This window comes from Xanthomonas sp. 3793 (assembly GCF_024806835.1).
In the GTDB taxonomy this organism is placed as follows: Bacteria; Pseudomonadota; Gammaproteobacteria; order Xanthomonadales; family Xanthomonadaceae; genus Xanthomonas; species Xanthomonas arboricola_F.
The window spans coordinates 269,314-289,536 of record NZ_JANTYU010000001.1 but is presented as its reverse complement, the minus strand read 5'-3'; the positions used below and the strand labels follow the sequence as shown (position 1 = coordinate 289,536).

The window sequence follows — 20,223 nt, the reverse complement described above, 5'->3', positions numbered from 1 at the left end:
CTAATCCCAGCCGTTAACGAATATTGATGATCGTCTGGGTGACCTGATCCTGGGTCGAGATCATCTGCGAGTTGGCCTGGAAGTTGCGCTGGGCCACGATCATGTTCACCAGCTGCTCGGTCAGGTCCACCGTGGAGGCTTCCAGCGAGCCGGATTCGATCTGGCCCAGGTCCGAGGTGTCTGGCGCACCGGTGCGGGCGGCGCCGGAGGTGTAGCTTTCGGCCCACATGTTGTTGCCCTGCGACTGCAGGCCCTGCGGGTTGACGAAGCTGCTCAGCGCAACCTGGCCCAGCGGCTTGTCGGCACCGTTGGAATAGCGCGCGAACACCACGCCGCTGGTGTCGATGCTGATCTCGTTGAGCTTGCCGCTGGCATAGCCGTCCTGGCGGGTGTCGCGCAGGGCGAAGGCTTCGCCGTACTGAGTGGAGCCGCTGACGTCCAGGCGCATGTTCAGCACGCCGGCACCGGTGCTGGGGGTGAACGGGTCCATCGTGATGATGCCGTTGGCCGGGGTGGTCAGCGAGCCGGTGTCGGAGAACTGCAGCGTGGTCGGCGCACCGACCGCCGCACCGTCCACGTAGTTGTGCACCTGCCATTCGTTCGGGTTGGCGGTCTTGACGAAATAGGAGGTCTGCACGTGGCTGACGCCCAGCGAGTCATAGACGTTGATGCCGCCGGTGGAATGGCTGTAGGTCTTGTCGTCGGCCGGGCTGAACGGGGTCACCGTCGGTGCGGTGGCATTGCCGGGCAGGGTAAAGGCCAGGTTGACCGTGGAGGTCGACTTGGGCGGGCTGTCGGTGGTCAGCAGCTGCAGGTCCGACAGGCGGCCCACGTCGAAGCCATTGCCGCTGGGGTTGGGCGCGAACACCTGCAGGCGCGCACCCTGCGGATTGACCACGTAGCCATTGGCATCGGTCTGGAAGTTGCCGGCGCGGGTGTACATCTTGGCGCCGTTGGAGGTCACGGTGAAGAAGCCCTCGCCGGAGACGGCCAGGTCCAGGCTGCGCCCGGTCGGGTCGATATTGCCCTGCGAGAACTGCTGCGCCACGTTGCTGACCCGCACGCCCGACCCAACCGCATTGCGCGACAGGCCGTAGCTGGTGCTCTGGAACATGTCGGCGAACTCGGCACGCGATTCCTTGAAACCGGTGGTGTTGACGTTGGCGATGTTGTTGGAGGTGACGTTCAGATCGGCATTGGCTGCGTTGATGCCGGACAACGAGGTATTGAAAGCCATGGATGAGTTCCTTTGAGTGTCGGTTGCCGGCTCAGCTGACGCGGAGCACGTTGGCGAGCGGGGACGTACCGAGCCCCGTCAGGTTGAGATACAGGCCGTCCGAGCCGATCGTGACGCTGTCCACCGGTGCATCGACATAGGTGGACAATTTGCTCTTGGAACCGGCGGTGTCGGTCTGGGTGGCGGTAATGCCGTACTTGCCGGCAGCCATGCGGTTGCCGTTGGCGTCGGTGCCATCCCAGGCGAACGACACCTCGCCGGCGGCGCTGGCCGGCACGCTGAGCTGCTTGACGAAGGCGCCGTTGGCATCTGTGATTTCGAAGTTGACGGTGCCGGCCGAGGTCGCCGCGACCACGCCCTTGGCCGAGCCGGTGGCGTCGATGGCGACCTGCGCGGAGGGCACCAGCACGTTGTGCCCGACCAGCGCCGCGCCCTTGAGCACCTGGTCGGCGTTCATCGAATCGGAGAAGTTGCCGACCTTGGTATTGAGGTCGCCAATGCCCTGCACGGTGGAGAACTGCGCCAACTGGCCCAGGAACGCGCTGTTTTCCATCGGTTTGAGCGGGTCCTGGTGTTGCAACTGCTCGGTCATCAACTTGAGGAAGTCGGCCTGGCCCAGGGACTCCTCCTTCTTTTTTGTGGAGGCGGCGCTGCTGGTGCTCAGCCCGAGGCTGGCGTAGAGGTCACTGCCGATCGTGCTCATCTGGAATGGTCCGTTGGTAAAGGTCAGCTAGGAAGGGTCAGCGACCCATCGTGAGAGTCGCGAGCGCCAGTTCCTTGGCGGTATTGAGCATTTCCACGCCGGCCTGGTAATTACGCGAGGCAGAAATCATGTTGACCATCTGCGAGACCGGGTCCACGTCGGGCGAGAACACGTAGCCGTCGGCATCGGCCAGCGGATGGCCTGGCTCGTAGCGACGGATCGGCGGCGCGTTGGTGGTGGTGATTTCCTTGACGTTCACCGAGGTCAGGCTGGGGTCCTGGCGGCTCTGCTGGGCCTGGAAAATCGGCTCGATCGGCTTGTAGGTCGCTTCTGCAGAACCGGCCACCGAGTCGGCATTGGCCAGGTTGGAGGCAATGGTGCTCAGGCGGACCGACTGCGCATGCAGCGCCGAGCCGGCCACATCGAAAATGGGAAGATTGCTCATGACTTATTGGCCCGTGATCGCGGTGAGCATCGAGCGCACCTTGGATTCGAGGAAGCTCAGCGACGCGCGGTATTCCAGCGCGGCGCGGCCGTAGGCGGCGCGTTCTGCATCCGGATCGACGGTATTGCCGTCCAGGCTCGGCTGATCGGATTCGCGGGTGATCTGGAACGGGTTGAGCCCGGCGCTGCCGCCCACTTCGTAGTGCTTGGCGTCGGTGGCCTGCATCAGGCCGCCGTCCTGCACGCCCTGGGCCGATTTCAGCGCCGCTTCGAAGTTGAGATCCTTGGCCTTGTACCCGGGGGTGTCCACATTGCTCAGATTGCTGGCAATGAGCTTCATGCGCTGCTCGCGCAGCGTCAACGCGTCGCCATGGACGCCGAGGAAGGACGAGAAGGGATTGGACACGGTGCTCTCCCGCGAAGTGTTGCCAGGGAGGAAGCAATGTTTGTGCCAATCGAGGTGGCGCGGGCCGCAGAACGCGGAGAACGATCGGCGCTGCCGACGAACGGCAACTTGCCGTCCGGAAGATGCGATGGAGCCCTGTCCACGAAGTTTGCTTCAATCAAGCGCGGCAAGCCGGAAGGTTCGGACTTCCCGGAGGCGCGGTCTGGCGTCGCAGGTACCGCCTCGAGGGCGCGTCGACGCACCGACCCAGTTTATCCGCCGCGGTGTGCTTGCAGCCAGGCGCAGCGCGCTGTCCTGCGATCGGCGCTGATCCGGCGGCCGAGCAACCTGCTCAGGCCGCTTCGGCGACAACTTTCAGGCGGGCCAGCACGTAATCGGCCAATTCGTGGGCGCTGTACTTGGCCACGAAGGCATTGGCGCCGACCTGTTCGACCATGGCGTTGTTGAACACGCCCGACAGGGAGGTGTGCAGCAGGACGTACAGGCCTTGCAGGCCCGGCGTGCGCCGGATTTCCGTCGTCAGCGTGTAGCCGTCCATTGCCGGCATTTCGATATCGGAGATCACCATCGCATAGCGGTCGGCCGGGTTCTCGCCCGACGCGGCCACCTGCAGCAGGTGATCCAGCGCCTGGCGGCCATCGGACAACAAGGTTGCCGACACGCCCAGCTGGTCGAGCACGCTGCGGATCTGCTGACGCGCCACCCGCGAGTCGTCCACCACCAATACCTGGAACTGGCGGTCGTAGGCCACCAGCTGCAGCGACGGGTCCAGCTGCACGTCCTTGCTGACCTTGGCGATGTCGGCCAGCACGCTTTCCACGTCGATCACCTGGATCAGCTCGCCCTGGAACCGCGTCACCGCCGTCAAATAAGTGGCTTCGGCGCCAAGTTCCGGCGGCGGGTGGATATCTTCCACCGCAATATTGACGATGCGCTCCACGCCGCTGACCAGGAACCCCTGGACCGAGCGGTTGAACTCGGCCACCACCAGGTAGCCCGGTCCGTTCTCGGAGTGCGAGTCGCGCTCCGGGTGGCCGATGGCCAGGCCCAGATCCAGTACCGGCACCGACCGCCCGCGTACGTCGGCAACGCCGGCGAACTCGGTGGGCAGGCCGGGCACCTGGAACAGCTCGGGCCGGCGCAGCACTTCCTGGACCTTGAAGACGTTGACGCCAAAAAGCTGGCGTCCGCCCAGCCGGAACAGCAGCAGCGCCAGTCGGTTGTGGCCAGCCAGTCGGGTGCGCTGGTCGATGCGGTTGAGCAGATCGTGGGTCATGGGGCAGATATCGACAGCGCCGCCTGGAAACTTGAGGGCTTTGTGGCTGGTCGGGGGCGCTGTCGGGATTCGGCATTCGGGAGTGGGGATTCGCTCGAGCGCCGGGATTAGGTGATTTGGGATTAGGGATTAGGGATTCGCTACAGGGGCGCGCATTAGCTGGTTGCTCAGGCCGCTGCTGCTTCTGCATCCTTGAGACCTCCAGAAGTCGTCGGATAGATCCGGTAGGTAAAATGGCCTTGGCAGCAGGTAAATGAATCACCCGCGAAGCCGCTCTTGCCAATCCCCAATCCCGACTCCCCAATCCCGGCAAAAACAGGCACGCCGCTTGCAGTGTCTGTTCCGTCTTCCTCCGGATCTGGTCCCATGCGCCTGCTCCTGCTTGTCATCTTGTTGGCTGCCGCTCCGGCCTGGGCCCAGAGCTATCAGTCTGTCGATTCCATCCGCGCTGCGGCGCTGGCCACCGTCGGCCCGGACGCCGAAGCCGAGGCCACGCTCGATCCGGGGCTGCGCATGCCGGCCTGTCCGATCGCATTGCAGGCTCAGCCCACCGGTACCAATACGGTGGAGGTTGCCTGCCCGCAGCCGGCCGGTTGGCGCCTGTTCGTGCCGTTGAAGGTGCGCCGCAATCAGGATGTGCTGGTGCTGCGCCGCGGCATCAGCGCTGGAGAAACCATCTCGCTGGCCGATATCAGTATCGAGAAGCGTGACGCCGCCCGCATCGTCGGCGCGGTACTTGCCGATCCGGTGGCCGCAGTGGGCAAGTCCGCTCGCCGCATCCTGCCGGCCGGCTCACTGCTCTCGGCCAACGATCTGGTGACGCAGCGGCTGGTCCGGCGCGGCGACACCGTCCCGCTGGTCTCGCGAAATGGCGGTCTGGAGGTGCGCATGAGCGGTCGCGCACTCTCCGATGCCGGCGAAAACGAGCGCGTTTCCGTCGAAAATTCCTCGTCGCGCCGGGTGGTGCAGGGGATTGTTGAAGCGAGCGGAACCGTTGTGGTCTCCAGGTAAAAATTTTCTATAAAGTTTTTTTTCTGGGTGCCGTTATCCCCTACGACCTGTAGAGGAGTTCCTGACATGACCCAGAAAATCGAAGGCAATCTACCGACCGCTGCCACCCTTCGTACCGCGGCCACGAGCAGCAAGATCGCTTCGGCCGGCGAAGATCGCGCGTCCCCGGTTGCCGCAACCCCGCCCACCGACAGCGTCAAGCTGACCGGCGAGGCGACCAACCTGCAGAACCTGCAGCGCGAGCTTTCGCAGTCCTCGGCGATCGACACCGGTCGCGTCCAGGCGGTGAAGGATGCGTTGCAGAACGGCAGCTACTCCATCAATCCGGATGCCATCGCCAGCCGCATGATGGATCTGAATCAGCAACTGGCGGGTTGATTCCCGACTTAAAGGATGAACGTGAACGAGTTCCTGCAACGTCTCAGCGATGCGCTGGCCGGCGAGCGCCAGGCATTACTCGAGAACGACATCGATGGGTTGATGCGGCACACGCAGGACAAACTGTCGGCGCTGCGCGCGCTTGAAGCGGCAATGCCCGAAGGCGAAGAAGACCGCCTGCGTGAGCTGGCCGAAGCCAACCGTGCCAATGGCGCGCTGCTGGCACGCCGCCGCCGCGAGGTGAACTGGGCATTGCGGCACCTGGGGCGTACCGAAAGCGCGCCTTCGTACGATGCCAAGGGCCAATCCAACGTGCTGCGCGGCGGACGTTCGCTGGCAGTGGCCTGAGCCAGCCATCCTGCGTCGGGCGTACGCACCGTGGGTGCTGCACGCAGATCGATGCGGTGGCAGAAGGCGATGCGGCGTTGCTGCCGCCGACAAGGCGGGCTGGCCGACGTTGCAGTACCGACAGAGAAGAACGGCGTGGAGTGACCGCCGTGAGATCACGCACGCGCGCCACTGCAGATCACCGGCCGCGCCCTCCGGTCGTGCATGAAGTCGTTTCAGCGACGGCCCTAAGACCAAGCGGCGATACGGCCGCCCCAGGGTTGGGCGTATATTGAGGCGTCCTTGCTGCCGCCCTGTCCCGTGACCGCCAAGTTTTTTCTCAACCAATCGTTGTTGCCGTCTTCGACCATCCTGCGCGCATTCGGCGACCAGATGCTTGAAGGCGTGTTGCTGTTCCGCGCCGATGGGCAGCTGATCCTGGCCAACGCCGTCGCGCGTCAAAGCCTGTGCAAGGAAGACCCCGCCGACGATCGCAACCTGGGCGAGCGGATCTCGCAGGTCTTGCCATCGGATGCACTGAATCAGGCACGCAGCAAGGGCAGTTGGACCGGCAGTCTGCCGGTGGCCGACCGCGTGGTCATCGCGCACCTGTATTACAACGAAGAGCAGGGCGTCGGCCACTTCCTCGCGTTGTTCCACAACATCGAAGGGCAGCAGGATTACGAGCGCGAGCTGCAACAGCGCCATGCCGAACTGCGCCAGGCCTATATGCGCTTGAACGGGGCGCAGGACAAGCTGCTGCAGTCGGAAAAGATGGCCTCCATCGGCCAGCTGGCCGCCGGCGTGGCGCACGAGATCAACAACCCGATCGGTTACGTCCACTCCAATCTGGGCAGCCTGCAGGAATACCTGCGCAGCCTGTTCACGCTGATCGAAGCCTACGAGCGCGCGCTGCAGGCGCCGGACCCGAAGGCCTTGATTCCGGAAATCGACGAAATCCGCAACCGCGCCGACATCGACTTCATCAGCCGCGATCTGCCGCAGTTGATGGCCGAATCGCGCGAAGGCATCGAGCGGGTGACCCGTATCGTGCGCGACCTCAAGGACTTCTCGTACTCGGACCGTTCCGAGTCTTGGAAGATGGTCGACCTGCACGCAGGCCTGGAATCCACGATCAACATCATCTGGAACGAGCTCAAGTACAAGGTGACCCTGGAGCGCAATTACGCCGAGCTGCCGCTGGTGGAATGCCTGCCGTCCGAGCTCAACCAGGTCTACATGAACATGCTGCTCAACGCCGGCCAGGCGATCGTCGAGCGCGGCACGATCACCGTCACCACCGGGCGCGACGAGGCCGAAAACGTCTGGATCCAGTTCCAGGACAGCGGCGCCGGTATCGCTCCGGATCTGCTTCAGCGTATCTTCGATCCATTCTTCACCACCAAGCCGGTCGGCAGCGGCACCGGCCTGGGCCTGTCGATCTCCTACGGCATCATCAACAAGCACCACGGCCGCATCGACGTGGAAAGCGTGCCAGGGCAGGGCGCCAGCTTCCGCATCGTGCTGCCGATCCGGCAGCCGAAGTAGCGCTGGCGCGCTGGGATTGGGGAATCGGGATTGGGGATTCGCAAAAGCGGCTCTTGCTGTTGCTGATCGTCAATGGGCCATCTGACACAACAGCGCAGAGCCCGCTTCTAACCAATCCCGACTCCCCAATCCCTATTCCCGGCCATTCCGCAATTCGTCATGGGTACGGAACGCCTGGCGAATATGCTCGCGCAGTTCGTCGTCGTTCCAGGGCTTGGTCAGGAAGCGGTAGATCGCGCCGCGGTTGATCGCCTCGGTCACCGTGGCCAGATCCGTATAGCCGGACAGCACCAGGCGCACGGTGTCGGGATAAAGCATCTTGACCCGGCCCAGGAACTCGGTGCCGCTCATGTCGCTCATGCGCTGGTCCGACAGGATCACCTGCACGTCGTTGGTGGCGAGCAGGTCGAAGGCATCGCGCACGTTGCCGGCGGCCAGGATGCGGTAGCCGTCGCGGCGGAACAAGCGCACCAGCGAGCGCAGCACGTTCTCTTCGTCGTCCAGCAGCAGCAGGGTGCGGTCGGGGCGGCTTTCGGCAAACGATTCCGGGCGCAGATAACGCCGGCGCAAGGCCATGCCGGCGGACTCGGCCGACATCGGTTCGCCGAACAGGTAGCCCTGGAAGATGTCGCAATCGTTGCGGCGCAAAAACCCCAGCTGCGCCTGCGATTCCACGCCATTGGCAATGACCGTCATGCCCAGCTGATGGCCCATCGCGATGATGGCGCGCGCGATCGCCGCCTCGCGGCTGCCGGCCGGCGCGCTCTTGATGAAGCTGCGGTCGATCTTCAGCCGGTCCACCGGGTAACGCACCAGGGCGCTCAGGCTGGAATCGCCGGTGCCGAAGTTGTCCAGGCTCAGGCTGATGCCTTCATTGCGCAGGTTGGCCATCGTCTCGTGGACGAAGTTGACGTTGTTGGTCAACGCGCTTTCGTTGATCTCCAGGGTCACGAACTGCGCCGGCACGCCGGCGGTCTGCAGCATCGCCATCACTTCGTTGAAGAAGCCCGGCCGCAACAGCTGCAGCGTGGAGACATTGACCGCGATGCTGAAGTCGTCGAAGCCCTGGTCGCGCCATAGACGCGCCTGACGCACTGCGTTCTGCAGCACCCATTCGCCGATCTGCACGATCACGCCCAGGCGCTCGGCGGTGCGCATGAAGCGCTCCGGCACCAGCATGCCCAGGGTGGGCGATTGCCAACGCAGCAGCGCCTCCATGCCGACGATGCGGCCGTCGCGCGCGCTGACAAGCGGTTGATAGCGCAGGCGCAGCTCGCCATGCGGGATCGCATCGACGATCTGCCGCGCAATGATGCTTTCGCTATGCGCGTTGGTCGCAGAATTGCGCGTGTACAGGCGCACCGTGTTGCCGCCTTCGCGCGCGGCCTGGTAGCTGGCTTCCTCGGCGTAGTCGAGCAGGATCGAGAGCGAGGTCGAGTGTTCCGGACACAGGCTGATGCCGACCTTGCCGGTCATGAACAAGGTGTACGGCAGCACCGACAGCGGCAATTCCAGCTGCTGGCGAATCTCTTCGGCAAAATCCTCCGGCAACGGGGTGTCGTCGCGGCGCACCGCCACGATGATCATCTCGTCGCTGCCGTGCCGCCACAGCTTGCCGCGCGTGCCAAGAAATTCCTGCAATCGGCGCGCGGCCAGCGTCAGCGCCTGATCGCCGACCTCGCCACTCATGTTCTCGTTGATCGAGGCAAAGTGGTCGATATCGACATGGAAGATCATCAACGGCTGGCCGCCGGACGCGGCCGCGTCGACCAGATGCAGCAATTCGGGATTGCCCGCGCCCAGGCGTGTCGGTTTGACGATTTCCAATCCGGGCGGGATTACGGGGCTCCACATGACTCAACGTCCACCATCTTCGTGGACGGACTCGCCGGCCGGGTGATAGGGCAGGCGCAACGTGACGCGCGTGCCTGCTCCGGGTGCAGAGTCTATCGCGAGCACGCCGCCGACGGTTTGCGCGCGCTCACGCATCACGATCAGTCCAAGCCCGCGCGGGCCTTCCGGCTCGAAGCCATCGCCGTCGTCGCTGACTTCCAGGCGGAAACTCTCGCTGTCGATCGATTGCAGGCTCATGCGCACCTCGCCCGCGCATGCATGCCGCAAGGCGTTGGTCAGGCTTTCCTGCGCAATCCGGAAACACGCCTGCTCGATCTCGTTGCCCGGGCGGACGTCGAGCGCCTGGATGTCCAGTTCCAGGCGCACGTGCGAGGCGCGGAACAGCATCGACGCCTGCCAGCGCAACGCCGCTTCCAGCCCCAGCGCGTCCAGTTGCGGCGGACGCAGCAGCATCGACAGGTTGCGCAGCTTGGTCACGGTGCTGTCGGCCAGCGACACCACTTCCAGCAGGTCTTCGCGGCGCGCGTCGGGATCCGGTTCGTCCAGCGCGGCGTGCGCGGACAGCTTCATTGCCGTGATCGCCTGGCCGATATCGTCGTGCAGATCGCGCGAGATCGCGCGGCGTTCGTCTTCCTGCAGCGAGAACAGGCGCTTGGCCATGGCCTGCAGCTCCGCATTGCTCTCGGCCAGCGCGTCGCGTATGCGCTCGGGCTCGCTCAGGTCGCGCACCACCAGCAGCTTGCAGCTGCGCCCGCCATAGCGGATATCACCGGCCGACAAGCCTGCATAGAACGTGCTGCCATCGCGACGGCGCATCGCCCGCGCACTGGACACCGGCTCATTGCGATCGCTGCCGGCGCGCAGATACTCGCGCACCACCGACAGGTCGGAATCGCCGACCAGCGTCTGCAGCGGCTCGCCCAGGATGGTTTCGCCCTGGAAGCCGAACTGGATCGAGCCGGCGGCATTGGCGTACATCACGTGCTCGTCGGCGAGGATCAACACGCCGTCCGGCAGCACCCGCACCAACTCGCGGAATTGTTCTTCGCGTTCGCGCAGCAGACGCCGCGACTGTTCGCGTTCGCTGACATCCTGCAAGGTGCCGTGCACATGTCGCGCGCCGCTGGGCAGGGTCACGCTCTCCGCGCGCAGATGCACGGTGCGCGGTTGCGAATCGCCGCCGGTGAGCGGCAGCAGCACATCGATCTGTACTTCGCCGCCGGTGCACATGTCTTCGATCATGCGTTCGATGCGCGTCTGGGTGGCGGTGTCGGACGCGGTCAGCAGCTCTTCCAGCCGATGTTCGCGGCGATGCATCGGCACGCCGCGCCCCAGGATGCGGTAGACCGCCGACGAATAACGGCCGAGGCCGGTGGTGCGATCAAGCTGCCATGAGCCCAACCGCGCGATGCCTTGCGCTTCTTCCAGCCGCTCCAGCGCTTCGTCGCGCAGATGCTGCGCCTGTCGCTCTTCGCTGCGGTCCACCGTCACCACCAGGCGGGCAGGGCCGCTGGCCAGATGCAGCTGGTTGCTGCGCACCTCGACATGCCGCAGCCCGCCGCGGGTCAGCAGATCTTCGTTCAACACGCAGGTGGCATCGCCCTTGCCGCGGATCTGCGCAATGATGTCTTCCAGCCGCGCACCATCGGCGTTGGGCCAGATCGCCTGCAGCGTCTGCTGCAGGAATTCGTCGCGCTCCCAGCCGAAGAATTCCAGCGCCGCCGGATTGGCGTCGAGGATGCGCAAGGTGGCCAGGTCGTAAATGAAGGCCGGGCTGGGCAGGGCCAGGAACTTGGCCTGCAGCAGGGCCTCGGACTGCGCCAATTGCGCATGCTCTTCCACGATCAAGGTCATGAAGCGCCGCAGCACCAGGTGGATCACGATGCTCGACACCAGCAGGAAGCTGGCGTCGGACCAGCGCTCCGGTACCGTCGCGCCAGCCAGGTTCAGCAATCGGTTGCCCAGCAGCAGCCACACCACGCCGATCAACAGGTACAGCCCGGTCAGCGTCCACAGGCCTTGCTGCAGGCGTTCGGCCAGGCGAAGTCGGGAAACCGGAGGCGACGAGAACGCGGGCGCTGCGACAGGTTGGTGCATGGGTCCGCGGACGACCTCTGGAGCTGGCGATGCGGACATATTAGCCGTAACTGATCCCGGTTCGGTCGCGCCCCAAACACCCGCCTCAACTAATCCGCCGGGCGGCCGTTATCCATTGCGACCCCGAGGCAGGGGGCGATCCTTCGGAGTGTTCCAGAGTGGACTCAGGCGTCATTGCAAGCATGCTGCAGCACCCGCTGACCTCAGCGGTGGTGTTGTTGGATGCGCATGGCCAGCCCCTGGCGGCCAATCGCGTTGCGCAGTCCCTGGGGCTGCCGGCAACCCTTGGTGCGTATGCCGAAGTGCTGGAGAGCAGCCGCGTCCAGGTGGCCGAAAACGGCGGCATGGCGGCCTGCGTGTTGCCTGGAGCCGGGGGCGGACGGCTGGAAGGCTGGCTGCGTGCGGTCTGCGACGAACATGGCCAGATCATGGCCTTCACCCTGAGCATTCCCGAGCCGGTGGGCGCCGATGGCACCAGCCGCTGGGAAATGGGCCTGGACAGCGCCGACCATGGGTTGTGGGACTGGGATATCCCGGCCGACGTGGTGTACCGCTCCGAACGTTGGACCCGCATGCTCGGCTATTCCGAGCAGCCCCTGCCGAACAATCTCACCGCGTTGTCCGGGCTGATTCATCCCGACGACCACGCGCAGGTCAGCGCCGCGGTCCAGGCGCATCTGGACGGGCGTACCGATACCTACGTTGCCGAGTTCCGGCTGCGCCAGCACGACGGCCAATGGCGCTGGATCCTCGATCGCGGCCGCGTGGTCTCGCGCACCGCCGATGGCCGCCCGCTGCGCATGGTCGGCACCCATACCGACGTGCATCACCACAAATTACTCGAGCAGCAGCTGCGCGAGCAGCAGGCCCAGCTCGAAGAGGCCCAGCGCATCGCCAGCATGGGTAGCTGGAGCTGGGATTCGCTGAAGGACAACCTGTGGATCTCTCAGGATTTCCTGCAGCAGCTCGGCATGACCCAACTGCGTTTGAGTGGGATTCGCGATCTGCTGCGCCTGCTCGCCCGGCCCTCGGTCGCGCAACTGCGCGGTGCCTGGCGCAAGATCAAGCACGAAGGCCTGCCGGTGCATTTCGAGCTGGAGGTCAATGGCCTGCTCGACGTCAATCCGCATCATCTGCGGGTCTGGGCGCAGCCGGTGTTCGATGGCGATGGCAGCATGGTGCGTGTGCTGGGCCAGTTGCAGAACGTCACCGAGCAGCGGCAGACCGATGCGCTGATCCGCTGGCGCACCGAGTTGCTCAATCGCGTTTCCGCGTTGGGCAAGATCGGCGGCTGCGAAATCGAGGTCGACACCCGCCGCATGCAGTGGACCGAGGAGTGCTACCGCATCCACGGCCTGCGCAAGGAAAACATCACCCTGGAGCAGGCGCTTGCGCTGTACACCCAGGATTCGCGCGATGCTTTCGAAGCGGCGCTGCTGCGCATCTCCGATGGCGGCCTGCCCGAGCAACTGGAGCTGTGCTTCTACCGCAACTCCGGTCAACGCATCTGGGTGCAGGTGCTGATCGAACTGGACCGTCGTGAAGGCTTGCCGCCACGATTCGTCGCCTTGTTCCGCGATGTCACCCGCGAGCGCGAAGCCAACGAACGCATCGAGCTGCTGGCGCACTACGACCGCCTGACCGGACTGCCGAACCGCTTCCTGCTGCGCGAGCAGGCAGAGAACGCCATTCGCGAGGCGCACGAGCGCGGCCAGGTGCTGGCCATGCTGCTGATCGATCTGGACGGTTTCAAGAGCATCAACGACTCGTTCGGCCATGCCACCGGCGACAATCTGCTCAAGCTCGCGTCGGCGCGCCTGCATCAGCATCTGCGCAACAGCGATCTGTTCGGCCGCTTCAGCGACGACGAATTCATCGTACTGCTGCGCGATCTCTCCGAGCCGGAGGACGCCGGCCACGTCGCGCGCAAGTTGATCAGCGCGCTGGGCGAGCCGCTCCGCAAGGACCACGTCACCCTCAAGCTCGGCGCCAGCATCGGCATTGCGCTGCAGGGAGAGGGCCTGTCGGATTTCGACAGCCTGTTGCGCGCCGCCGATGCGGCGATGTATGCGGCCAAGGAATCCGGTCGCAACACCTTCCATTACTACAGTCAGGACGTGCTGCTGCGTGCGCAGCGCCGGCTTGAGCTCGAGCATGCGCTGCAGGGCGCGCTCGAGCGTGAAGAGTTCACGCTGGTCTACCAGCCGCTGGTCAATACCGTGGGCGATGCGTCGCCGGCGATCGAAGCGCTGATGCGCTGGAATCGTCCTGGCCATGGTCCCTGCAGCCCGGTCGAATTCATCCCGATCGCCGAAGAGTGCGGCGAGATCGTGCGTCTGGGCGAGTGGGTGATCGGCGAAGCCTGCCGCCAGGCGGTGGTCTGGGACCGCGCCGGCCTCAATTTCAGCCGCATCGCCGTCAACGTCTCGGCCGTGCAGTTGCGCGAACGCGGCTTTGCCGAGCGCGTGCTGGAAATCTGCCGCGACAACAGCTGGCCGCCATCGCGGCTGGAGCTGGAATTGACCGAATCCGCGCTGATTCGCGATTCGGATTCGCTGCGCCGTTGCTTCGAATTGTTCGAGCAGAATGGTGTGCTGCTGGCGGTGGACGACTTCGGTACCGGCTTTTCGAACCTGCATTACCTCAACCGCTTCCCGGTGCAGCGCCTGAAGATCGACCGCAGCTTCGTGCAAGGCATGCTCGACGATGCCAACACCGCCGAGGTCACCCAGGCCATCGTGCATCTGGGCCATGCGTTGGGCATGCAGGTCGTCGCCGAAGGCGTGGAGACCGTGCAGGAAGATGCCTTGCTACGCCAGCAGGGCTGCGACGAGATCCAGGGCTACTTCTACTCGCGCCCGTTGTCGCCACGCGACATGGCGCAGTGGCTGCGCGAGGCCGAAGCCGGCATGCGGCTGGGCGCACGCTTGGTAGTTGCCAGCTAAGCCGCTGGCGATGCTGGCACCGCATACGTGGCGCCGCGCACTATCACCTAGTTATCCGATTGGCTCCGTGCCGCTGCGCTGCGGTGCGACGACAGGTGACCGGTTTGCTGCCTGCCTGTTGCCGGCGATCTGGCGCAGAACCCGACCTGATGTGCAGCACGTGCAGCGCAAGCGGCGCGGATCGCGCTTGCTCGTCACAGGCGACACTGGCATCGTGTAGGACACCTCGATGTTGTCGTTGCTGGACAGGGACACAACCCGGTCCAGACGCGTCGCCTGATGGGTCACTGCAAGATGTTATGGATCTCCCCGGAAGCGGTTGGAACATCCTCCGAACGGATCCAGCATGGCTCGATAGCGCCACGAACAACGAGGGCTGTTGTTCAGTGCATGCATGACTGCCAGCGTACCCGTGTCACGCGATACGCATCGACCGATGTAGCGTGATCGACCGGCGTCGTGCCGGCCTTACTCCGGTTCGAACGACAGCTCGCGCCTCCAGAGCAGCGGTGTGCGCTCTCGCCGTTCATCAGGGAAGAAAAGGGACAGATAGCCGGCTGCGATCGCACGGCTGTGAAGTTTCAAGCCAACGCCTTCTGCTGTCACCACGGTCACCGCGGTCACCGTGCCTTGTGGATTGACCTGCATTTCCCAGACAAGGCGGCCATGCCACTCGGCAGGCGGGATCGCTGTGTCATAGTTCGGGCGGCCAACGACATACGGTGTTCCCGGATCGTTCGACAGTGGCGAGTCTGCCAGCCTGGCATGGACCTGCAACGTCTCTTCCCCGGTGCGCCCATCTCCCGTGCTTGCGCGAAACGTCCACAGGCCAGGCTTGCCTCCCTGGCCCAGATCGGCACCGTAGCAGCGCTTGACGCCCCGGTAGTCGGGGTAATGGTGGCTCGACACTTCCTGCCCGGAGGCATCGAACGCCTTCACTACCAACCCACCTACATCGGTGTCGGCGAGATTGGTCGCGACACACACCTGGTGAGTGTGCTGACCATCGGTCAAAAACTGGATGGTTTGCTGGCGGGCAATCGAATGAGGTGGCCGCGCATCCCAGAGAAATTCAAGATACACCTTGTCATCTGCCGCATTGGCCGAGTGAGAAAGTGCTGCCGCGAACAACGCCAGGCGACCGGCTTTCATGGCATCCAGTGCTCAATCCGAAGAAGACAGCATGCTGATCGCCCGACTTGGTGACGGGCTCGGGAAGTGAGATGGATGGTAGAGGCCTTGGCCAGGCCTGACAAACCACAGCCGGTGTGAGCGAGTCTCGGCCGGGCAGGGGACAAGGAGCGCCACGCACGGCATCAGCGATGCCGGGAGGAGCGAAGGAAGCGGACGGCTCAGGCAGCTGAGATCGGGCAGTCCAACAACACGGCGGGGCGCCTGCCGAGGCACGCCCCGCCGTTGACGGGGTCAGCGGGCCGACGCACCGACGGCGGCGCCGTCCAGGCCGAGGTCCCAGGCCACGGTCGCAAACAGCAGCTCGTCTTCGCTGCAATCGCGGCGCGGGTTGATCAGCGCCTTGACTTCCTCGCGTGCGGCTAGTTCCAGCCGTTCCAGTGCGGCCGGCAACCGTACCCGCCGCAGCACCGGTCTGGCCGCTTCGCTCTGTGCGATGCGCTGGGCATGGGCGGTGGCCAAGGCTGCTGCCTGCAGTGCGGCAGTGGGGTCGGCATCGGTGGTGGGGGCAAGAAGCGTCATAAGCGGAACACCGGGTTGTTACGGAACGACAAATCCCCGGAAGGCCGGGGAATGTCGGGATCAGAAGCTGCAGGGAGACATCGGTCTTAGAACAACTCGACCGTGCCGGCACCCATGCCCTGCTGTGCGACCGGCTTGTGTGGCGGGCGTTCCCACTCCACACGCATGTCGCGCAGACGGCTGGACACCTTGGCCAGCGACGCAACCAGGTCGCTGTCGTAGACGCCGCCATTGCGATGCAGCAGTTCCTGCAGTGCCACCGCTTCACGGTTGATGGCGGTGAGGCGATCGAGGTGGGTGTGGATCCCGCTCAAGGTCTGCGTGGCAATGTCTTCGAACTGCAGGGCGCGGACCGCTTCGGCCACGCTGCCGTCGATGGACCGAGCGCACTCGGAGATTTCGCGCATGCCATCGCCCAACGAGGCGTTGATCTGGGCGACGTTCTCCAGCATGGCGGCCGATTCATGGCGCGCCTCGCGGGAGCGGTCCATGTGACGCGATGCCAGCTGCGAGACCGTTTCACGCACCTTGGCGATCGATTCCTTGGAGCTGTGGGCCAGCTTGCGGATCTGTTCGTTGAAGGTGGTGGAACGTTCGGACAGGTTGCGCACCTCGTCGGCCACCACCGCGAAGCCGCGACCGGCTTCGCCGGCACGTGCTGCTTCGATGGCGGCGTTCAACGCCAGCAGGTTGGTCTGGTCGGCGATCGACTTGACGTCTTCCAGCAACGCGAAGATGCCATCCAGGTGCTGGGCCATCTCATCGATGTGATGGACGGTGTTGGTGCTCTGGCCGCTCACCTGTTCCAGCGCTTCCACCAATTGCTCCATGCGGGAGCTGGCGTGCTGGGCGAAGCGGGCGACGTCGACGCCGGCACTGCCATCGTCGCCTGCGCGGTCGACGATGCGGGCCAGTGCCTGGCTCTGCTGGCGCGACTTGCGGTTCATCGCTTCGAAGCTGCCACCAAGACCGGACACGGCCTGGCGGATCAGTTCGCGGGCACGCTCGACTTCCGAGCGCGAACCGTCGACTTCGTTGCTGACGAACGTACGCAGTTCGTTGAGCAGCTGGTCCTGCTCGCGCAGGATGCGGGTCTGGTCCGGGTTGCGCCGGAACTGGGAATACGTCACCCAGGCAGCGAAAACCAACCAACTAAGGGTCATGGTCGCCAGGATTGCCCAGCGCACCGAGGCGGGCCAGTCGAATCCGACAGCGAAGGGAAACAGCAAGGTCAGAGCCAAAGGAGCGGCTAGACGGATGAGTGGACGTGAATACATGGGCGTTCTCGGCAGAGTCACGGTTGCTGTATCGGCACTACCCCCGTGGTCTTTAGCGACGATCGCCATATCGTCCTGCCCATGCGCTTGCGATCGGCGAGCGCTACCGCCTGTTGGGGGCGCCTGAAACCGCCTGGTTTGCCGCTCAGCGCAGCGCGCGGTCCACCGCTTCGCTCATCGCGCGTTTGGCAAACAGGAAATCCCACAGGCTGCCGCCCATCTGCCGCCACAGCACCGCCGAGCGTACCGCTGCCAGCAACAATGCACGGATTTCAGCGACCACCCCCGCCTGGCCGAGGTAATGCGGGTTGCCCTGCACCATGACCTTGGGGCGCAGGTGGCTGATGGTCTGGGCGTACAGCCCGCCCAGCGCACTGAGCACATCCGGATGAGCGCTATCGTTCAGGTTCTGCGCCTGGCGGGCGGCGGACGCGATGCCGCCGGACACCGTGGAGACGGTCGTGGTGTCGCGTACGAAACGGCGCTCCAGTTGCAGCACTGCCAGCGCCAGGCGCGGCAGCACATCGTCCTGCGCCTGGTTGCGGAAGTAGTTGTGCAACAGGCGCAGACCGGGCGCTACCGCCGCTGCCGAGCCGTACACGGCCTCCGGCGATGCCGCATCCACCCGGAACACGCTGTCCATGGCGGTGCGCACCGTCGCCGCTTCCGAATGGCCGGTCTCGGCAATCCGCCGCACCTGCTGCAAGGCCTGTGCGACGCCGGCAAGCGCCAGCACACGGTGATCCATGGAAGAACTCATCAAGCCACACCCTCAAGAGGAAAAGAAGATCCCGCCAGCTGGCGCTCCAGCGGCGCATCGGTGGCGGCAATGACCGCACCGCCCAGGCATTCCTCGCCGTCGTACAACACCAGCGACTGCCCGGGCGTCACCGCCCGCTGCGGCCGCTCGAAGCGTACCTGCACGCTGCCGTCGTCCTGCACATCCACCGTGCACGGCTCGTCCGGCTGCCGATAGCGGGTCTGCGCAGTGCAGCTGAAGCGGCGCGCAGGCGGGGCACCGGTCACCCAGTGAGCCTGCTCGGATTGCAGCCAGCGCGATTGCAGCAAAGGGCTGTCGCGGTCCTGGTCCACGTACAGCACGTTGCTGGCCACATCCTTGCCGACCACGTACCAGGGCGCTGCCGCCCGGCCACGCACGCCGCCGATGTTCAGGCCTTCGCGCTGACCCAGGGTGAAATAGAACACCCCCGGATGGTCGGCGATGCGTTGCCCCTGCGGGTCGCGGATCTCGCCGCTGCGGGCGGGCAGGTAGCGCCCCAGAAATTCGCGGAAGTCGCGCTCGCCGATAAAGCAGATCCCGGTGGAATCCTTCTTGGCGTGGGTTGGCAGGCCAGCGTCCTGGGCGATGCGGCGCAACGTGCTCTTTTCCAGATCACCGATCGGGAACAAGGTGGCAGCCAGCTGGGTCTGCCCCAGTTGATGCAGGAAATAGCTCTGGTCTTTACCGCGGTCGGCGCCGCGCAGCAGGCGCCAGCGCCCGCCGCTGTGCGCCACCCGCGCGTAGTGGCCGGTGGCGATGCGCTCTGCGCCCAGCGCCTGGGCCGCATCCAGAAAATGCTTGAACTTGACCTCGCGGTTGCACAGCACGTCTGGGTTGGGCGTGCGCCCGGCCGCATATTCGGCCAGGAAGTGCTCGAACACGCCGCTCCAGTATTCTCCGGAAAAATCGCGAAAGTGGAACGGGATACCCAGCACCCCGCAGACCGCCACCGCATCGCGCCGGTCGTCTTCGGCGCGGCAATCGCCACTGCCATCGTCGGCCCAGTTCTGCATGAACAACCCGGCGATCGGCTCGCCTTGCTGCGCCAGTTTCCACGCCGCCACCGACGAATCCACGCCGCCCGAGACGCCCACCACGATGCGCGGCGTACTCATGCGACGTGCCGCACCAAGGCCAGCGGGTAACGCTGCCCGGCCAGGAAGTCGGCCACCACTTCCCACACCAATGGACTGCGCAGCCGATCGGTCGCCTCGCGCAACTCATCCGGGGTCATCCACAGCGCACGCACCACGCCGGTATCCAGGCTGCGCTCCGGGTGATGGGTCACCGCCTCGCCAACGAACGCGAAGCGCAGGAAGCACTGGCCGCTTGGCGCCACCCATTGGTAGGTGCCGATGAAGTGGGTCAGCCGCACGTCCCAGCCGGTCTCTTCCAGGGTCTCGCGCACCGCCGCGTCCAGCAGGCTTTCGTTCGGCTCCAGGTGGCCGGCAGGCTGGTTCAGCAACAGCCTGCCTGCGATGGTCTCTTCAACCTGCAGCAAGCGGCCGTCGCGCACCACCACGGTGGCCACGGTGACATCCGGGTGCCAGCGCTGTTCGGAAGTGCTCATCGGTCGTGCTCCTGGGCGGGCGCGGGGCCGGCCATTGCGCCGGTCACCGCATCGGTGCCGAGGCGACCCGCACGGCCGCGTGGTGCGGGCAGGGGCGCGCAGGCATGCCGGGATGCTGCGGAAGACGGCGCCAGTCGCAGCGCGGTCGGGGTATCGGTCATCAAGGGCCAGCCGGGGATATCGGAGACAAATTGTGCGGGCCGCGGCGCAAATCGTCCAATGCGTGCGGCGATGAACCGTATAATGGCCGGATGCCTCGGAAGACCTCTCACGAACACGATCATGGCCTCACGGTCGAAGCCAGCAAGCCTGAAGTGGCGCCACCGCCGCGTTACCAGGTGCTGCTGCTGAACGACGACTACACCCCGATGGACTTCGTGGTGACCGTGCTGCAGCAGTTTTTCAACCTCGATCTGGAGCGGGCCACCCAGGTCATGCTGCATGTCCATACCCGCGGGCGCGGGGTCTGCGGGGTCTACAGCCGCGAAGTGGCCGAGTCCAAGGTGGCGCAGGTCAACGAATTTTCGCGCATGAACCAGCACCCGCTGCTGTGCACGATGGAACAGGCCTGAGCGAGCCGGAGGTCGTTCCAGCAGCGCAACAGTGTGGCTGCGATCACGTGCTAACGCCGTCTGAACATGCCTATCCGATAGGGT

The 20,223-nt window shown here is 65.0% G+C and carries 20 protein-coding genes; 6 read left to right on the top strand and 14 right to left on the bottom strand.

Going from position 1 to position 20,223, the window contains the following annotated elements; all coding sequences use genetic code 11:
• Window positions 1-13: 13 nt before the first annotated feature.
• The 6 genes from flgE to FHY18_RS01215 form a co-directional block, all read right to left on the bottom strand.
• Window positions 14-1,237, bottom strand: coding sequence for a flagellar hook protein FlgE (flgE, locus tag FHY18_RS01240; RefSeq protein WP_259149938.1), 1,224 nt, complete (start codon window positions 1,235-1,237; stop codon window positions 14-16).
• Window positions 1,238-1,268: 31 nt separating this feature from the next.
• Window positions 1,269-1,940 (bottom strand): flagellar hook capping FlgD N-terminal domain-containing protein, encoded by a 672-nt coding sequence (locus FHY18_RS01235; RefSeq protein WP_259149937.1) that lies wholly within the window; start codon window positions 1,938-1,940, stop codon window positions 1,269-1,271.
• Between the two features lie 37 nt (window positions 1,941-1,977).
• A complete protein-coding gene (flgC, locus tag FHY18_RS01230; protein WP_005914451.1) occupies window positions 1,978-2,385 on the bottom strand; it encodes a flagellar basal body rod protein FlgC in 408 nt (135 codons plus the stop codon).
• A gap of 3 nt (window positions 2,386-2,388) precedes the next feature.
• Window positions 2,389-2,790: a flagellar basal body rod protein FlgB gene (flgB, locus tag FHY18_RS01225; protein ID WP_259149919.1), complete on the bottom strand. Its 402-nt coding sequence runs from the start codon at window positions 2,788-2,790 to the stop codon at window positions 2,389-2,391.
• A 331-nt stretch (window positions 2,791-3,121) separates the two neighbouring features.
• Window positions 3,122-4,066, bottom strand: a complete 945-nt coding sequence (locus tag FHY18_RS01220; protein WP_003482947.1) for a chemotaxis protein CheV — start codon at window positions 4,064-4,066, stop codon at window positions 3,122-3,124.
• A gap of 167 nt (window positions 4,067-4,233) precedes the next feature.
• Window positions 4,234-4,434 (bottom strand): hypothetical protein, encoded by a 201-nt coding sequence (locus FHY18_RS01215; protein ID WP_259149914.1) that lies wholly within the window; start codon window positions 4,432-4,434, stop codon window positions 4,234-4,236.
• Here FHY18_RS01215 and flgA point away from each other — a divergent pair.
• From flgA to FHY18_RS01195, 4 genes are all read left to right on the top strand, one after another.
• Complete coding sequence (gene flgA / locus FHY18_RS01210) at window positions 4,433-5,077, top strand: flagellar basal body P-ring formation chaperone FlgA (protein ID WP_039403905.1); 645 nt, start codon at window positions 4,433-4,435, stop codon at window positions 5,075-5,077. The genes FHY18_RS01215 and flgA overlap by 2 nt on opposite strands.
• A gap of 66 nt (window positions 5,078-5,143) precedes the next feature.
• The gene (gene flgM / locus FHY18_RS01205; RefSeq protein ID WP_014503328.1) at window positions 5,144-5,455 is read left to right on the top strand and encodes a flagellar biosynthesis anti-sigma factor FlgM; all 312 of its coding nucleotides are present in this window, start codon (window positions 5,144-5,146) and stop codon (window positions 5,453-5,455) included.
• 15 nt (window positions 5,456-5,470) lie between these two features.
• Window positions 5,471-5,803, top strand: a complete 333-nt coding sequence (locus FHY18_RS01200) for a flagella protein (RefSeq protein WP_046964056.1) — start codon at window positions 5,471-5,473, stop codon at window positions 5,801-5,803.
• Window positions 5,804-6,103: 300 nt separating this feature from the next.
• Window positions 6,104-7,330 carry an ATP-binding protein gene (locus FHY18_RS01195; RefSeq protein ID WP_046964055.1) on the top strand — a complete coding sequence of 409 codons (1,227 nt, stop codon included), beginning with the start codon at window positions 6,104-6,106 and terminating at the stop codon, window positions 7,328-7,330.
• Between the two features lie 132 nt (window positions 7,331-7,462).
• On the opposite strand, the gene FHY18_RS01190 is transcribed toward FHY18_RS01195, so the two are convergent.
• Together FHY18_RS01190 and FHY18_RS01185 are read right to left on the bottom strand one after the other, a co-directional pair.
• Window positions 7,463-9,184: an EAL domain-containing protein gene (locus FHY18_RS01190; RefSeq protein WP_046964054.1), complete on the bottom strand. Its 1,722-nt coding sequence runs from the start codon at window positions 9,182-9,184 to the stop codon at window positions 7,463-7,465.
• A 3-nt stretch (window positions 9,185-9,187) separates the two neighbouring features.
• The gene (locus tag FHY18_RS01185) at window positions 9,188-11,320 is read right to left on the bottom strand and encodes a PAS domain S-box protein (RefSeq protein WP_259149912.1); all 2,133 of its coding nucleotides are present in this window, start codon (window positions 11,318-11,320) and stop codon (window positions 9,188-9,190) included.
• Between the two features lie 119 nt (window positions 11,321-11,439).
• On the opposite strand from FHY18_RS01185, the gene FHY18_RS01180 reads away from it, so the two are divergent.
• Window positions 11,440-14,226 carry an EAL domain-containing protein gene (locus tag FHY18_RS01180; protein WP_259149911.1) on the top strand — a complete coding sequence of 929 codons (2,787 nt, stop codon included), beginning with the start codon at window positions 11,440-11,442 and terminating at the stop codon, window positions 14,224-14,226.
• A 468-nt stretch (window positions 14,227-14,694) separates the two neighbouring features.
• Here FHY18_RS01180 and FHY18_RS01175 read toward each other — a convergent pair whose 3' ends face one another.
• The 6 genes from FHY18_RS01175 to FHY18_RS01150 form a co-directional block, all read right to left on the bottom strand.
• Window positions 14,695-15,378, bottom strand: a complete 684-nt coding sequence (locus tag FHY18_RS01175; protein WP_259149910.1) for a hypothetical protein — start codon at window positions 15,376-15,378, stop codon at window positions 14,695-14,697.
• 273 nt (window positions 15,379-15,651) lie between these two features.
• Window positions 15,652-15,939, bottom strand: coding sequence for a hypothetical protein (locus FHY18_RS01170; RefSeq protein WP_259149909.1), 288 nt, complete (start codon window positions 15,937-15,939; stop codon window positions 15,652-15,654).
• 86 nt (window positions 15,940-16,025) lie between these two features.
• On the bottom strand, window positions 16,026-17,216 hold the full coding sequence (locus FHY18_RS01165) for a methyl-accepting chemotaxis protein (RefSeq protein ID WP_046964050.1): 1,191 nt from the start codon (window positions 17,214-17,216) through the stop codon (window positions 16,026-16,028).
• Between the two features lie 145 nt (window positions 17,217-17,361).
• Window positions 17,362-17,976, bottom strand: a complete 615-nt coding sequence (gene hflD / locus FHY18_RS01160; RefSeq protein ID WP_259149907.1) for a high frequency lysogenization protein HflD — start codon at window positions 17,974-17,976, stop codon at window positions 17,362-17,364.
• Window positions 17,976-19,112, bottom strand: coding sequence for a tRNA 2-thiouridine(34) synthase MnmA (mnmA, locus tag FHY18_RS01155; protein ID WP_259149906.1), 1,137 nt, complete (start codon window positions 19,110-19,112; stop codon window positions 17,976-17,978). The genes hflD and mnmA overlap by 1 nt, the downstream gene beginning before the upstream one ends.
• Entirely contained in the window at window positions 19,109-19,567 is a 459-nt protein-coding gene (locus FHY18_RS01150; RefSeq protein ID WP_259149905.1) for an NUDIX hydrolase, read from the bottom strand. Before FHY18_RS01150 ends, mnmA begins: the two co-directional genes overlap by 4 nt.
• Before the next feature lie 251 nt (window positions 19,568-19,818).
• On the opposite strand from FHY18_RS01150, the gene clpS reads away from it, so the two are divergent.
• Window positions 19,819-20,139 carry an ATP-dependent Clp protease adapter ClpS gene (gene clpS / locus FHY18_RS01145; protein WP_104582664.1) on the top strand — a complete coding sequence of 107 codons (321 nt, stop codon included), beginning with the start codon at window positions 19,819-19,821 and terminating at the stop codon, window positions 20,137-20,139.
• Window positions 20,140-20,223: the final 84 nt, after the last annotated feature.